Origin of the sequence: Devosia chinhatensis, from assembly GCF_000969445.1 — a bacterium.
Lineage (GTDB): Bacteria > Pseudomonadota > Alphaproteobacteria > Rhizobiales > Devosiaceae > Devosia > Devosia chinhatensis.
In genome coordinates, this window is sequence record NZ_JZEY01000061.1 from 607,501 (window position 1) to 620,733 (window position 13,233).

The 13,233-nt window shown below is 64.1% G+C and carries 15 protein-coding genes and 1 tRNA gene; 15 read left to right on the plus strand and 1 reads right to left on the minus strand.

Translation table 11 applies throughout. The features are described 5' to 3' along the window. Nucleotides 1–442: 442 nt before the first annotated feature. Nucleotides 443–532: transfer RNA gene (locus VE26_RS13205), tRNA-Ser, on the minus strand. 113 nt (nt 533–645) lie between these two features. On the opposite strand from VE26_RS13205, the gene VE26_RS17220 reads away from it, so the two are divergent. From VE26_RS17220 to VE26_RS13280, 15 genes are all read left to right on the plus strand, one after another. Further along, nucleotides 646–1,059 carry a gamma-glutamylcyclotransferase family protein gene (locus VE26_RS17220; protein ID WP_052715911.1) on the plus strand — a complete coding sequence of 138 codons (414 nt, stop codon included), beginning with the start codon at nt 646–648 and terminating at the stop codon, nt 1,057–1,059. Nucleotides 1,060–1,147: 88 nt separating this feature from the next. Next, nucleotides 1,148–1,927: an MBL fold metallo-hydrolase gene (locus VE26_RS13215; RefSeq protein WP_052715912.1), complete on the plus strand. Its 780-nt coding sequence runs from the start codon at nt 1,148–1,150 to the stop codon at nt 1,925–1,927. 242 nt (nt 1,928–2,169) lie between these two features. Continuing rightward, on the plus strand, nt 2,170–2,700 hold the full coding sequence (gene rplU, locus VE26_RS13220) for a 50S ribosomal protein L21 (RefSeq protein ID WP_046105672.1): 531 nt from the start codon (nt 2,170–2,172) through the stop codon (nt 2,698–2,700). Nucleotides 2,701–2,712: 12 nt separating this feature from the next. Further along, a complete protein-coding gene (gene rpmA, locus VE26_RS13225) occupies nt 2,713–2,979 on the plus strand; it encodes a 50S ribosomal protein L27 (protein ID WP_046105673.1) in 267 nt (88 codons plus the stop codon). Between the two features lie 125 nt (nt 2,980–3,104). After that, a complete protein-coding gene (locus tag VE26_RS13230; RefSeq protein WP_046105674.1) occupies nt 3,105–3,632 on the plus strand; it encodes a GNAT family N-acetyltransferase in 528 nt (175 codons plus the stop codon). Next, nucleotides 3,629–4,156 carry a GNAT family N-acetyltransferase gene (locus VE26_RS13235; RefSeq protein WP_046105675.1) on the plus strand — a complete coding sequence of 176 codons (528 nt, stop codon included), beginning with the start codon at nt 3,629–3,631 and terminating at the stop codon, nt 4,154–4,156. Before VE26_RS13230 ends, VE26_RS13235 begins: the two co-directional genes overlap by 4 nt. After that, nucleotides 4,147–4,716 (plus strand): GNAT family N-acetyltransferase, encoded by a 570-nt coding sequence (locus tag VE26_RS13240; protein ID WP_046105676.1) that lies wholly within the window; start codon nt 4,147–4,149, stop codon nt 4,714–4,716. The genes VE26_RS13235 and VE26_RS13240 overlap by 10 nt, the downstream gene beginning before the upstream one ends. 21 nt (nt 4,717–4,737) lie before the next feature. After that, entirely contained in the window at nt 4,738–5,781 is a 1,044-nt protein-coding gene (gene obgE, locus VE26_RS13245) for a GTPase ObgE (RefSeq protein ID WP_046105677.1), read from the plus strand. A gap of 148 nt (nt 5,782–5,929) precedes the next feature. Then, the gene (gene proB / locus VE26_RS13250) at nt 5,930–7,063 is read left to right on the plus strand and encodes a glutamate 5-kinase (protein WP_046105678.1); all 1,134 of its coding nucleotides are present in this window, start codon (nt 5,930–5,932) and stop codon (nt 7,061–7,063) included. After that, nucleotides 7,060–8,340 (plus strand): glutamate-5-semialdehyde dehydrogenase, encoded by a 1,281-nt coding sequence (locus VE26_RS13255; protein WP_046105679.1) that lies wholly within the window; start codon nt 7,060–7,062, stop codon nt 8,338–8,340. Before proB ends, VE26_RS13255 begins: the two co-directional genes overlap by 4 nt. 214 nt (nt 8,341–8,554) lie before the next feature. Next, a complete protein-coding gene (locus VE26_RS13260; RefSeq protein WP_046105680.1) occupies nt 8,555–9,187 on the plus strand; it encodes a nicotinate-nucleotide adenylyltransferase in 633 nt (210 codons plus the stop codon). Nucleotides 9,188–9,376: 189 nt separating this feature from the next. Beyond that, complete coding sequence (rsfS, locus tag VE26_RS13265) at nt 9,377–9,769, plus strand: ribosome silencing factor (protein WP_046105681.1); 393 nt, start codon at nt 9,377–9,379, stop codon at nt 9,767–9,769. Nucleotides 9,770–9,772: 3 nt separating this feature from the next. Next, the gene (gene rlmH / locus VE26_RS13270) at nt 9,773–10,255 is read left to right on the plus strand and encodes a 23S rRNA (pseudouridine(1915)-N(3))-methyltransferase RlmH (RefSeq protein ID WP_046105682.1); all 483 of its coding nucleotides are present in this window, start codon (nt 9,773–9,775) and stop codon (nt 10,253–10,255) included. A 121-nt stretch (nt 10,256–10,376) separates the two neighbouring features. Further along, a complete protein-coding gene (locus VE26_RS13275; protein ID WP_084620455.1) occupies nt 10,377–11,738 on the plus strand; it encodes a murein hydrolase activator EnvC family protein in 1,362 nt (453 codons plus the stop codon). Nucleotides 11,739–11,745: 7 nt separating this feature from the next. Then, nucleotides 11,746–13,176: a S41 family peptidase gene (locus VE26_RS13280; RefSeq protein ID WP_084620458.1), complete on the plus strand. Its 1,431-nt coding sequence runs from the start codon at nt 11,746–11,748 to the stop codon at nt 13,174–13,176. Nucleotides 13,177–13,233: the final 57 nt, after the last annotated feature.

Here is a 13,233-nt window from a genome sequence, read left to right on the forward strand (position 1 = left end):
GCTCCGGCGATGCGGCGCCTGAAGGCGCACCCTTAGTAAATAGAGGCCATTCTATAGAGCGCCCCTTATGCAGGCCACGGCGACTGCATGGTCCATGCACTATCCCGGACACCTTGTCTGCGCCGCACCCCCGATGATCGACATCTTGCAGCCGCCGTATTGGTGCCGCCCGCAGGGCGCGCTTATCCTGACCACATATCCCTGCCGGCAGACCCGTCACGACATGCACCCACCGCGCAAGAAGCGGCCTCGAGCCGGCGTCCTGTTCTCATCGCAGGATCGCGATCGTGGGAAGCAATGGCGCCCGGTCCGATCTCGGGCCATCGATCAGCGACATCCGGCCCGCCACGAACAAAGCAACGATAATGGCCGAGCCGTCATCGACGGGCCCTTCAAGTCAGAGCCTGGTGTGAACGGGATTGGCGCCAAGAGCAGGATGAAGTGGCGGAGAGAGAGGGATTCGAACCCCCGATAGAGTTGCCCCTATGCCGCATTTCGAGTGCGGTGCATTCAACCGCTCTGCCATCTCTCCGCGAGATCGAAAGCGTCCGGACCGGACGCGGCTGGTCGATACGGGGCGGCTTATGGCATAGCATGCACACCTCTGCAACTCCCCCGTGCGCCTCCCGGCAAGGAATTCTCACAATGGCCGATCCGCTCTTTGCCTATGGCACTTTGCAGGACCAAGGAATTCTCGAGGCCGTGCTTGGCCGCCCCGTTGCGCCGCTGGCTTTCTCCCCTGCCTCGCTCCCCCACCATCGCGTCGTCACCTATCCCGGTCGTCCCTATCCAGCGCTGATCCCTGATGCTGGCGCCCATGCTTCCGGCACGCTTATCAGCGGGCTCGCGGATGACGACTACATTGCCCTCGATGCCTTCGAGGGCAATGAATATAGAAGCGGGACATGCACTGTCTGCGCAGCAACAGCTAAGATCGTCGCCCGGGTCTACCTGCCCATATGCATTATTCTGCCCGATGCGCCGGGTTGGAGCCTCACCCATTGGCGCCTTCATCATCGAGATGCCTTGCTCAAGGAAGCGCAGGGCGCGCTGGGCTGACCCTCTTCACAAAGCCGTGCACATTGATCGGAGAGAAGGTCCCGCGCGTTCAAGCCGTGTTTGCAGCAATTTTCCAGGGAGATTGAACATGGTCCACCGCCGCACCATACTGGCCGGAATGGCCGCTCTGCCGCTTGTCGGCATTGCCGGCACCTCGATTGCCAATGCCCAGCAAGCCGCCGGAGACGCCGCCATGCCCGACACGATCCCGACCAGTGCCGGCGATCTCGTCATCCATCCTGTCGACCATGCCAGCCTCGTGCTCGAATGGGGCGACAAGGTCATCTATGTCGACCCGGTGGGCGGCGCCGAACTTTATGCCGGCCTGCCCGCGCCCACCGCCATCCTGATTACCCATGGCCATGGCGACCATTTCGATCTGCCCACGCTCGAAGCCATCGGCGCCGACCTGCCCTTTCTGACCAATCAGGAAGTGTTCGACCAATTGCCCGAGGCCCTCAAGGCCAATGCCAGCGCCGTCGCCAACGGCGAGGATGCGGTTCTCATCGACATTCCCGTTCGCGCCATAGCCGCCCACAACACCACGCCTGACCGGATGCAATACCATCCCGAAGGCGTCGGCAATGGCTATATCCTCACCTTCGGCGACACCCAGGTCTATGTTGCCGGCGATACCGAGCCCACCGAGGACATGCTGGCCCTGACCGACATCGACGTGGCCTTCCTGCCCATGAACCTGCCCTATACAATGACGCCCGAGCAGGCCGCCGAGGCGATCAACACCTTCAAGCCCGCCATCGTCTATCCCTACCATTACGGTGACAGCGACCTGTCCGTTCTCGACGCCGCAATCGAGGACGGCGTCGAGCTTCGGCTGCGCAACTGGTATCCGAACGGCCAGGGCTGAGCACTGTCGAGCGCCGTCGTTTCCCGCGACGGCGCTTGACTCAAAGAGGCTTTTTGCCGATAAGCGCCCGATCCATGCGCACCGGTCCGTCCGGTGCGCTGGTTTTGTTTGAAAACGCTGCTCGAGGCTGCCGCCGGACTTGTGTCCGGCATCCTTCGTAAAGCCCGCGGAATTGGCATGAGGCCGCGGCGCCGCAGAGCGCGACAGATAGGGACCTGCTGGCAGAACCAGTGGGCTGAAACATGACTTTTGCCGTTATCAAGACGGGCGGGAAGCAGTACAAGGTTGCTGCCAACGACGTCATCAAGATCGAAAAGCTCGACGCTGAAGCCGGCGACATCGTCACCTTTGACGAAGTCCTCATGGTTGGCGACACCATCGGCGCTCCGCTGGTGGAAGGCGCTCTGGTTGCCGCCGAGCTGGTCGAGACCCGCAAGCAGAAGACCGTCATCATCTTCAAGAAGCGTCGCCGCCACAATTCGCGTCGCCGCAACGGTCACCGTCAGCTTTTGTCCACGGTCCGCATCACCGAGATCCTGACGGGCGGCGCCAAGCCGACCATCAAGGCTGCGGCCAAGGCCGAAACCACCGAGGCCGTCACCGAAAAGGCTCCGGCCAAGAAGGCGACCAAGAAGACCGAGGCTGACGCAGCTGCCGAGGCACCGGCCAAGAAGCCGGCCGCCAAGAAGGCCGCCGCCACCGAAGACAATGCCGCTGAAAAGCCGGCAAAGAAGGCCCCGGCCAAGAAGGCCGACAAGGCCGATAAGGAATAAGGAGCTAGACAATTGGCACATAAGAAAGCAGGCGGTTCATCCCGCAACGGTCGTGATACTGCTGGCCGTCGTCTTGGCGTGAAGAAGTTCGGTGGCGAAACCGTCGTCGCCGGCAACATCATCATTCGTCAGCGCGGCACCAAGTGGGCTGTGGGCACCGGCGTCGGCCTGGGCAAGGACCACACCATCTATGCCCTGATCGACGGCAATGTGGCGTTCCGCACCCGCGCGAACTCCAAAGTACACGTGTCTGTCATCCCGGCAGAGGCCGCCGAATAATCCGGCAGGCCTGACCAACCCGCCGGAGACCTCGTTCCCCGGCGCTGTTTGGCAAGAGACACAAGCAAAGCAAAGGGGAACCGGTCCGACCGGTTCCCCTTTTCGTCTTTGTAGAGCTTTGAGCCATGACCGCCTTCAAGCATCGTCTGCCCGCCACGCTGTCCACTGCGCGTCTGGTCCTGACCGCGCCCAAAATGGCGCATGCTGCCGCCATCGCCGAACTCTGCAACAATGCCAATGTGCACAAATGGATAGCCCGCCTCCCCTTCCCCTACGGCCTGGAGGATGCGCGCTTCTTCATCGAACAGATCGTGCCCAGCGACGAGGAGGCCTGCTACGGGCTGATCCTTGATGGCGCGCTGATCGGTGTCGTCGGCCTGCATCTCCTGGGCGACGAGCCCGCCGAACTGGGCTATTGGCTGGGCGAACCCTATTGGGGCCATGGCTATGCCACCGAAGCCGCCCAGGCCCTGATCGCGGCGGCCCGATCCGCCGGCGCGACTGCGCTGGGCTCCCGCGCCCGCACGACCAATATGGCATCGCGCAATGTGCTCAGGAAACTCGGCTTTGTCGAGACCGGCAAGATCATCGAGACCGACGGCAATCTCGAGGGCCAGGACATGGTCCTCATGTCGCTGGATTTAACCAGATGACCGAGCTGCGCACTGCCCGCCTCCTCCTGCGTCCGGCCCGGCCCGACGACGCCCCCTGCTATGCCCTGGGGGTCAGCGAATTCGCCGTCGCCCGCTGGCTGACGCACCTGCCCTGGCCCTATACGCTGTCCATGGCCAGCGACTGGCTGCGCCAGGCCCCGGTGGGTCATTCCGAACAGGCCCTTTTCATCATCGAGGTGCCGGGCAAGGGGCTGATCGGCTGCCTCTCGCTCGCCGACGAACTCGGCTTCTGGATCGCCCGTCCGCATTGGGGCCGCGGCTATCTGACCGAAGCGGCCTCGGCCATGATCAACTGGCATTTTGCCCGCGGCCCGCAACAGCAGATCCGCTGCTCCGCCCAGGCCGACAACAAGCCCTCGCTGCGCGTCCAGGCCAAGCTGGGCTTTGTCGAATGCGGTCGCGACATGCGTTTTTCCCAGGCGCTGCAACACAATGTGCCCCACGTGGTTACGCAGTTGACGCGCAGCGACTGGCTGGCGCGTGGGAGCCTCAAATGCGCCTGACCCAAACGATCCGCACGCCCCGTCTCATCCTGCGCCCGCCCCAGCTGGGCGACGCCGAGGCCATCGCGCTCTATCTCAACGATTTCGGCGTGGCGGGAAACCTGGCCCGCGTGCCCCATCCCTATACGCTCGACGATGCCCGGACCTGGCTGGGCACGCGGCGGGCGTCCACGCCGCCCGACGAGGTCAATTTCGCCATCGAACATGCAGGGGTCTATACCGGCCAGGTGGGCTTTCATCCCGGCCCGGACGGTCCCATCATCGGCTATTGGCTGGGTCGGCCGTTCTGGGGACAGGGCATCATGAGCGAGGCGGTCCGCGCCAGTCTCGACTGGCTCTTTGCCGGCACCGATGTGGACGTGGTGCGCTCCGGCGTATTCCACTTCAACGCCGCCTCTCTGGCGATCCAGAACCGGCTGGGCTTTACCGTGACGGGCCGTTCCAGCCTGCTCTGCCTTGCGCGCAACGCCGAGGTGGAGCATATCGACACCAAACTGACGCGCGAACGCTTCCGGGACCATGCCGGAGAAGCCGCGCGACCCCAAGATGCGACGCATTAGACGCTGGAAGGCTCGACACCAATGAAATTTCTCGACCAGGCCAAGGTCTATATCAAGTCCGGTTCGGGCGGCGGCGGTGCCGTCAGCTTCCACCGGGAAAAATTCATCGAGTTCGGCGGCCCTGACGGCGGCAATGGCGGACGCGGCGGCGACATCGTCGCCGTCTGCGCCGAAGGCCTCAATACGCTGATCGATTTCCGCTACCAGCAGCATTTCCGCGCCGATACGGGCACCCATGGCATGGGCAAGAACCGCCATGGCGCCAATGCCGAGGATGTCATCCTGCGCGTGCCCAAGGGCACCCAGATCTTCGAGGAAGACCAGGAAACCCTGATCGCCGATTTCACCGAGATCGGCCAGCGCGTCGTGCTGCTCAAGGGCGGCAATGGCGGCTTCGGCAATGCCTATTTCAAGACCTCGTCCAACCAGGCCCCCCGCCGCGCCAATCCCGGCCAGGAGGGCGTCGAAAAGGGCATCTGGCTGCGCCTCAAGCTCATCGCCGATGCCGGCCTCGTCGGTCAGCCCAATGCCGGCAAGTCGACCTTTCTCGCCGCCGTCACCGCCGCCAAGCCCAAGATCGCCGATTACCCCTTCACCACGCTCCACCCCAATCTGGGCGTGGTGCGCATCGGCGAGCGGGAATTCGTGCTGGCCGACATTCCCGGCCTCATCGAGGGCGCCAGCGAAGGCGTGGGCATCGGCGACCGGTTCCTGGGCCATATCGAGCGCTGCAACGTGCTCATCCACCTGATCGACGGCACCAATGAAGACGTGGTCCATGTCTATAAGGCGGTCCGCCACGAACTGGCTGCCTATGCCGATGTGCTGGCCGAAAAGCAGGAAATCGTCGTCCTCAACAAGATCGATGCCCTCACCGAGGAGGAGATCAAGGACAAGGTCAAGGCACTGAAGAAAGCCAGCAAGGCCGAGGTTCGCCTGATCTCGGGCGCCACCGGCCAGGGCGTCGAGCAGGTTCTATGGGACGTGCTGCACATCCTCGACGCCGACAAGGCCGAAGCCGCCGCCCTCGACGCCAAGCCCACGGAAGAAAAATGGACGCCGTGATCCGCTGTCCTCTGGCGGCGCGCTACCGGGTCGAGCAAGACGCTTATAGAGGCGAAAGCCGCGACCCCTGTTTGGCGATCGCCCGATTGCGACTGCAGGTTCCCGCTTTCGCGCGAATGTCCCCGTGTTTCTCGGCGGAACTGGATAGATGAACCCCCTCGCCCCCTATCGGCGCATTACCATCAAGATCGGCTCGGCCCTGCTCGTCGACAAGGCCGGCAAGCTGCGGGCCGCCTGGTTGGCCGAGCTGGCCGCCGACATCGCCGCGCTCAAGGCCGAAGGCCGCGAGATCGTCATCGTATCCTCCGGCGCCATTGCGCTGGGCCGGGGGCTGCTGGGCCTGTCCGCTCCCGTTCTGACGCTCGAGCAAAGCCAGGCCGCCGCCAGCGCCGGGCAGATCGCGCTCAGCCAGGCCTGGGCCGAGGCGCTGGGCCAGCACGATATCGTCACCGGGCAGATCCTCATTACCCCCAATATCACCGAGGAACGCCGCTATTTCCTCAATGCCCGCACCACCATCCAGACGCTTCTGGGGCTGGGTGCCATTCCCATCATCAACGAGAATGACAGCGTCGCCACCGCCGAGATCCGCTATGGCGACAATGACCGCCTCTCGGCCCGCGTCGCCACCATGATCGAGGCGGACCTGCTTGTCCTGCTTTCCGACATCGACGGGCTCTATACCGCGCCACCGGCCCGGGACCCCGACGCCGCCCATATTCCCGTGGTCGAGCGCATCACGCCGGCCATCGAGGCCATGGCCGGCGGCGCGGCCAGCCACCTTTCGCGTGGCGGCATGACCACCAAGGTCGAAGCCGGCAAGATCGCAACGCTGGCCGGCACCGCCATGATCATCGCCAAGGGCACCGAAGGCCATCCGCTGCAAAGGCTCGGCGCAGGCGGGCTCCACACATTGTTCCACGCAGCCACCAGCCGCGCCCAATCGCGCAAGCGCTGGATCATGGGCACCTTGCAGGTCTCGGGTTCGGTTCAGGTCGATGCCGGCGCTGCCGGGGCGCTGAAGAAAGGCCGCTCGCTCCTGCCCATCGGCGTCACCCGCATCACCGGCGCTTTCGAGCGCGGCGACACCATTGCCGTGCTCGATCCCGAAGGCCGGGAAATCGCGCGCGGCCTCAGCGGTCTCGACAGCGAGGACGCGCGCCTCGTCATGGGCAAGCGCAGCCATGCCATCGTCGAATTGCTCGGCGCCGGGAACCGCGCCGAAATGGTGCATCGTGACAATATGGTCCTGACGGGCAGTATAGAGGAAACCACCGCATGAGCGCCGTTCAATCCACGCCTTCTATCGCGGAGATCATGGCCGGGATCGGCCGCAATGCCCGCATCGGCGCCAGCGCCCTCAAGATCGCCACGGCGGAACAGAAGCGCACGGCCCTCCTCACTGCCGCCGGCGCCATCAATGCGCATCGCAAGAAAATCCTCGCCGCCAACGAACTCGACATGGCTGCGGCGAAGGAAAAAGGTATTTCCGGCGCTTTTCTGGACCGTCTCCTGCTCAACGACGCCCGCATCGACGGCATTATCGAGGCGGTGAAGACCATTGCCGAACTGCCCGATCCGGTCGGCACGATCATCTCAGAATGGGACCGGCCCAATGGTCTCCATATCGAGCGTGTCCGCACCCCGCTCGGCGTCATCGGCGTCATTTTCGAATCCCGCCCCAATGTCACTGCCGATGCCGGCGCGCTCTGCATCAAGTCGGGCAATGCCGTCGTCCTGCGCGGCGGATCGGACAGCTTCCATTCCTCGACCGCTCTGGTCGATTGCCTGCTCGATGGCCTGCATCTGGCCGGCCTGCCGGTCGAATGCGTCCAGCTCGTCCCCACTACCGACCGCGAGGCAGTGGGCGAGATGCTCAAGGGTCTCGACGGCAATATCGACGTCATCGTCCCGCGCGGCGGCAAGTCGCTGGTCTCCCGCGTCCAGTCCGAAGCCCGTGTGCCGGTCTTTGCCCATCTCGAAGGGCTCGTGCATGTCTATATCGACAAATCCGCCGATCTCGACAAAGCCGTCTCGGTCACCCTCAACGCCAAGATGCGCCGCACCGGCATTTGCGGCGCCGCCGAAACCCTGCTCGTCCACAAGGATGTGGTCGGCACTCATCTCCAGCCCATCATCGCCGCACTCGTGGCCAAGGGTTGCGAAATCCGGGGCGACGAAACCGTCCTCTCCATGATCCCCGGAGCCGTCGCGGCCAATGAGGAAGATTGGAAGACCGAATATGAAGACGCCATCATCTCGGTGAAGATCGTCGACAGTCTCGAACAGGCCATTGCCCATATCGAGCACTATTCCTCCCACCACACAGAAGCCATCATCGCCGAGGATGCCGAAGCCGTCGAAAAATTCTTCAACGGCATCGACAGCGCCATCCTCGTCCACAACGCCTCCACCCAGTTCGCCGATGGCGGCGAATTCGGCTTCGGCGGCGAAATCGGCATTGCCACCGGTAAGATGCACGCCCGCGGCCCCGTCGGCGTCGAACAGCTCACCAGCTTCAAATACCGCGTCCGCGGCAACGGGCAGACAAGGCCTTGATGGGTTTACCGTCCTCGGCCGGCCCCCACCCAACCTCGCCCGGAAGATGGGTGAGGGTTCTCCTGACGCCACTGCCAAACCCTGCGCTTCATCGCCCCCTCTCCCTGGGTGGAGAGGGCCGGGGTGAGGGGGCCTTCCGGCTTCCACCCCCGGCTGCAAAGGCCCCATTGCCTGGCGCTGCGCGCCGGCCCCTCTCGCTGAGGGAGAGGCGCTCATGACCCTGCGCCCGCCTCTCCGCATACCCGGCATCACCGAAATTCCCCCATCTGCCCCCGGCATGCGCATCGGGCTCTTCGGCGGGTCCTTCAATCCCATTCATGACGGGCATTTGCTCGTCATGGAGGAAACCCTGCGCCGCCTCGAGCTCGACGCGCTCTGGGTGCTCGTCACCCCGGGCAATCCGCTCAAGAACAATGCCGGCCTGCCTCCGCTCGACACCCGCGTCCAAGCCGCCCGCGCCCGCATTGCCCATCCACGTATCCGCGTCACCGGGTTCGAGGCGGCGAAGGGCTTCACCTATTCCTGGCAAACCATCGATTTTCTGACCAGCACCCTGCCCGGCCGGCGGTTCGTCTGGATCATGGGGGCCGATAGCCTGGCCAATTTCCACCGCTGGCAGCGCTGGCGCGACATCGCCGCCCGCGTCCCCATCGCGGTTTATGTCCGTCCTGGCGCGGCCCGGCGCGCTCTCGCGTCCCGCGCCGCCACCATGCTCGACTATGCCCAGATCGATGAGGCTGATGCTGCCATTCTTCCGCTCTGCGCCCCCCCGGCCTGGATCTATCTGCAGGGCCGGCAATCGAGCCTTTCCTCTTCAGCCATCCGGGCGGCGAAGGACCCAAATTAAGCGTGATCGCCGCCTGATCTTGCGAAATGGGTCCATAAAGCGCATATTCAGCGCCAAGTGTGATCATTGTCACCGGAACAGGAACAGACGGCTTGCCGTTTTCACGACGCCGCTATATTCCGATCAACAACCAAGGATGCTTGACTTACGCATGACCCATGCCCGCGCATGGGCGGAAGGCCGTTTCTGATGGCCGCGCTGCCCGAAAACACCACGCCCGCTTCCCCCGCTGCCACCGGCGCTGCTCAGAAGCCGCTCATCGAGCTCATTCTCGACACCCTTGAAGATGCCAAGGCCGAGGAAACCGTGGCCGTCGACATCACCGGCAAGTCCTCGCTGGCCGACCACATGGTCGTGACCTCGGGTCGTTCGCATCGCCATGTCGCCGCCGTTGCCGATCAGGTCATCACCGCCCTGCGCGATCACGGCCATGGCAAGCCGCGGGTCGAAGGTCTTCCCCATGCCGATTGGGTCCTGGTCGATGCCGGCGACGTGATCCTGCATGTCTTCCGCCCCGAAGTGCGCGAATTCTACAATATCGAAAAGATGTGGCAGGCCGACTTCGCCGCCGATCAGCACTAGAAGATGCGTCTATCCATCGCGGCCGTCGGCCGAATGAAGAACGGGCCAGAGCGCGAGCTTGTGGCCCGTTATCTTGAGCGGGCCAGCTTTTCGGGCAAGCCTCTCGCGCTGACCGGGTTCGATGTCGTCGAGCTCTCTGAATCTCGCGCCAGCTCGGCCGCCGCGCGCAGGGCGGAGGAGGCCCGGGCCATTCGTGCCGCCCTGCCCGATGGCATGGTTGTCGCCCTCGACGAGCGCGGCAAGGCCGTGACGTCGGAGAGCTTTGCCAACCAGCTCGGCCGCTGGCGCGACGATGGTCGTTCCGCAGTCGGCTTCGTCATCGGTGGCGCCGACGGCATTGATCCCGATCTGGTGAAGGACGCCGATCTCGTCGTCAGTTTCTCGCCCATGGTCTGGCCGCACCAGCTCGTGCGCATCATGCTGGCCGAGCAATTATACCGCGCCACCACGATTTTAGCCGGTCATCCCTACCATCGTGGCGATTAGCCCCCGATGCCAGGCTCAACGTCAACAGTCTGTTACCCGCAGACCCATCATGGTTAAGCAATGTTAACCGGCTCTTTGCCTGCGGCTTGCTAATGTGCGCCCACTGATTCGGGGAGAGCCCATGCCCTTGCCAGCGGCAAGCATGACCAGACTAGCGCTGACGAGCCTGCTGCTGCTGGGCCTCGCCAGCCCCATGACTCATGCCCAGACCGAGCCTGTAGAGGAAGCGCCGGCCGAGACCGAATTGCGCCCCGGCCTGCCCCTCGATCCTTCGGCTTCCCCGGCCGAACCCGAGACGCAAACCAGCGCCGCAGAGCTCGAACAGCTTGAGGCAACCCTGACGCTCAGCCGGGAGCGCATCGAGGAGATGCGGGCCGAGATCGCTGCCATGGAAGGCGATGCCGCCCAGCAGAATGCCGCCCTTATCGCCGCCGGACAGCGGGTGAAGCTGGCCGAAATCGAGATCACCGATATCGAGGACAGGCTTTCCGACCTCATCGTACGGGAGCTCGAAGTGCGAGGCCGGCTCGATGGCGCCGACGCCGAAATCGCCAATGTTCTCGCGGCCTTGCAGCGCATTTCCCTCAACCCGCCGCCTGCTTTGGTGGTCGATCCGGACGACGCCCTGGGCTCGGCGCGTGGCGCCATGCTCATCGCCTCAATCGTCCCGCAACTGCGCGAGCGCGCCGATGCCGTGGCACTCGATCTCAAGGCTCTCACCGACATCAAGGCTGCCGCCCTCGCCGAGGAAGAGACCCTCAAGGCCAACCATCAGGTGCTCGAAGAAGAGCAATTGCGCATCGCGACCCTGATCGCCGCCCGCCGGCAGGGCATTGCGCAACTGAACACCGACCTCACCACTGAAGAAGCCGAGGCCCTGGCCCTGGCCGAGCGTGCGGCCACCTTGCGCGAACTGGTGACCGCCCTGTCGGAACGGGCCGCAGCCGGCGCCGAAACCGCTCCGGCCGCAGATCCGGACGTGCCCCAATTGTCGCCCGAAGCCATCCAGATGGCCTTTGCCGACACGGCCCGCAACCAGCCGGCAATCCCTTTCTCCCTGGCCCGCGGCTATCTCACCCAACCGGCCAATGGCAATATCGCCATGGCCTATGGTGCCAATGACGGGCGGGGCGGTATCTCGCAGGGACAGTCCATCCTCACCCGCGCCGAGGCACAGGTGCTGGCGCCGGCCGATGGCTGGGTGCTCTACAGGGGCCCTTACCTCAATTATGGCCAGATCGTCATTCTCAATACCGGGGACGGCTATACCGCACTGCTGGCAGGGCTAGAGACCATAACCGCCGATATCGGTCAATTCGTGCAGATGGGCACACCGATCGGCACAATGGGATCACGCACAAGTGGACGGACCGTGACCACGAGCGCTGGAAACACCCAGCCAACCCTTTATATTGAGCTTCGACAAAACAACGAGCCTATCGATCCTTCCGGATGGTGGGCAGACAACGAACAGACGGGATAATCACTCCATGCGTTTCCCAATTCTTGGTGCCGCCGCTTTGGGTGCGGCCCTCTTGGTGCCGGCTTCGGTGCTTATCGCCCAGGACCAGGCCCCGGCACCTGTCCCCGTCGAGGAAACACCCCTGGACCAGGCGCCTACCGACGAAACGCCTGTGGCTCCCAGCCCCTCGGGCGAGGAGCCCGAGCCCACCGAGGCGGAGAAGGCCGCAGCATCGCGCGACCCGCTGGAAATCTATGCCGATCTCAATCTGTTCGGCGAAATCTTCGACCGCATCCGCTCCGAATATGTCGATCCGCCCGATGAAAAGGAGCTCATCCGCGCCGCCATCCAGGGCATGCTGACCTCGCTCGACCCCCATTCCGGCTATCTGCCGCCCACCGATTACACCGAGACGCGGGAGGACATTTCCGGCCAGTTCGGCGGCCTGGGCGTGGAAATCATGATGGAAGACCAGCTGATCAAGGTGGTCTCCCCGATCGACGATACCCCTGCGGCTCGGGCAGGTATTCTTGCCAATGACCTGATCGTGCAGATCGACGGCCAGCAGGTTCAGGGCATGACCCAGGACGAGGCCGTGGACAAGATGCGCGGGCCCGTGGGCACGCAGGTGACCATTACCGTCATCCGCGAGGGCGTGGCCGATCCGCTCGAGTTCGAGCTGACGCGCGGGGTTATCTCCATGCGCGCCGTGCGCTGGTCCATGGAGGGCGATGTCGCGCTGCTGCGCCTCTCACGCTTCTCCGAGCAGGCCTTTGTGGGCATCGAGCGCGCCATCGAGGACATCTATGCCGAGCGGGACGACGTCCCGCCCAAGGGCATCATTCTCGATCTGCGCAACAATCCTGGTGGCTTGGTCGACCAGTCGGTCTATGTCGCCGATGCCTTCCTCAATCGCGGCGCGGTGGTTCTCACCCGTGGCCGGACGCAGGGCGAAAGCGCCCGCTACGACGCCATGCCCGACGAGCTCGACGAAAAGCTATCCGAGATCCCCATGGTCGTTCTGATCAATGGCGGGTCTGCCTCGGCCTCCGAAATCGTCGCCGGGGCGCTTCAGGACCACAAGCGGGCCACCGTGGTCGGCACCCGCTCCTTCGGCAAGGGCTCGGTGCAATCCATCATCTCTCTCGGCCCGGATGGCGCTATGCGCTTGACGACCGCGCGTTACTACACGCCGAACAATCGGTCGATCCAGGCGCTTGGCATCACTCCGGACATCGAAGTCCGCCAGGTCGTGCCCGAGGAGTTCCAGGGTCGTGACGAGATCATCGGCGAAGCCGGTCTCGAAGGACACATCACTATCGAGGGTCAGGAAGAATCCACCGTCGGCTCCTCGGTCTATGTGCCGCAGGAGAAGGAAGAAGATGCGCAACTGCAATACGCCATCCGTCTCATCAACGGCGAGGAGACAGACCCTGCCTATCCGCCCCAGGCGGAATAGGCCGGCGCAAGCATGATACGCTGGACCGCAGGCCGTTTGATTCGGCCCGCGGTCCAG

Bases quoted from the DNA above. Each gene is read 5' to 3' on its own strand.
- VE26_RS13240 (WP_046105676.1), top strand. From the start codon at position 4,147: ATGCGCCTGACCCAAACGATCCGCACGCCCCGTCTCATCCTGCGCCCG.
- VE26_RS13215 (WP_052715912.1), top strand. From the start codon at position 1,148: ATGGTCCACCGCCGCACCATACTGGCCGGAATGGCCGCTCTGCCGCTT.
- VE26_RS17220 (WP_052715911.1), top strand. From the start codon at position 646: ATGGCCGATCCGCTCTTTGCCTATGGCACTTTGCAGGACCAAGGAATT.
- VE26_RS13235 (WP_046105675.1), top strand. From the start codon at position 3,629: ATGACCGAGCTGCGCACTGCCCGCCTCCTCCTGCGTCCGGCCCGGCCC.
- VE26_RS13275 (WP_084620455.1), top strand. From the start codon at position 10,377: ATGCCCTTGCCAGCGGCAAGCATGACCAGACTAGCGCTGACGAGCCTG.
- rplU (WP_046105672.1), top strand. From the start codon at position 2,170: ATGACTTTTGCCGTTATCAAGACGGGCGGGAAGCAGTACAAGGTTGCT.
- rlmH (WP_046105682.1), top strand. From the start codon at position 9,773: ATGCGTCTATCCATCGCGGCCGTCGGCCGAATGAAGAACGGGCCAGAG.
- proB (WP_046105678.1), top strand. From the start codon at position 5,930: ATGAACCCCCTCGCCCCCTATCGGCGCATTACCATCAAGATCGGCTCG.
- VE26_RS13280 (WP_084620458.1), top strand. From the start codon at position 11,746: ATGCGTTTCCCAATTCTTGGTGCCGCCGCTTTGGGTGCGGCCCTCTTG.
- VE26_RS13230 (WP_046105674.1), top strand. From the start codon at position 3,105: ATGACCGCCTTCAAGCATCGTCTGCCCGCCACGCTGTCCACTGCGCGT.
- VE26_RS13260 (WP_046105680.1), top strand. From the start codon at position 8,555: ATGACCCTGCGCCCGCCTCTCCGCATACCCGGCATCACCGAAATTCCC.
- obgE (WP_046105677.1), top strand. From the start codon at position 4,738: ATGAAATTTCTCGACCAGGCCAAGGTCTATATCAAGTCCGGTTCGGGC.
- VE26_RS13255 (WP_046105679.1), top strand. From the start codon at position 7,060: ATGAGCGCCGTTCAATCCACGCCTTCTATCGCGGAGATCATGGCCGGG.
- rsfS (WP_046105681.1), top strand. From the start codon at position 9,377: ATGGCCGCGCTGCCCGAAAACACCACGCCCGCTTCCCCCGCTGCCACC.